Annotated in this window: 1 protein-coding gene; it reads right to left on the reverse strand. The window is 63.7% G+C overall.

Features of this window, described 5'->3' with window-relative positions:
• The coding region (locus ASE71_RS10410) for a zinc-binding dehydrogenase (RefSeq protein WP_244497363.1) at positions 1 to 622 on the reverse strand (622 nt) is incomplete at both ends.

Below are 622 nucleotides of genomic sequence, written 5' to 3' on the forward strand. Positions count from 1 at the left end.
GCCGCCCTGCACGAAGGCGATCATCTTGTACCAGGTCTCGAACATCTCGCGGCCATAGATGCCCTTGAGGTTGAGCATCTTGAAGATCACCTTGTTCCAGTCGATCTCGAAGCCGGCCGGCGCGATGCCGAGGATGGCGATCTTGCCGCCATTGTTCATCTTGTCGATCATGTCGCGGAAGGCAGGGGCCGCACCGGACATTTCCAGCCCGACGTCAAAACCTTCGGTCATGCCGATCGCCTTCATCACGTCGGCAAGGTTTTCCTTCGAGGCATCGACGACATGGTCGATGCCGACGCTTTTCGCGAGCGCCAGCCGCGTCGGGTTGATGTCGGTGATTACCACCTTGCGCGCGCCGGAACGCTTGGCAACCAGAGCGCCCATGATGCCGATCGGCCCGGCGCCGGTCACAAGCACGTCCTCGCCGACGAGATCGAAGGAGAGTGCTGTGTGCACCGCGTTGCCGAACGGGTCGAAGATCGCCGCGATCTCGTCGGGCACATCCTCCGGGATCGGCACGACGTTATACTCCGGCAGGCAGACGAACTCGCCGAACGAGCCCGGCCGGTTGACGCCGACGCCGAGCGTGTTGCGGCACAGATGCCCGCGGCCGGCCCGGCAG

The sequence above is a fragment of the Ensifer sp. Root954 genome (assembly GCF_001429005.1).
GTDB classification, from domain to species: Bacteria; Pseudomonadota; Alphaproteobacteria; order Rhizobiales; family Rhizobiaceae; genus Ensifer; species Ensifer adhaerens.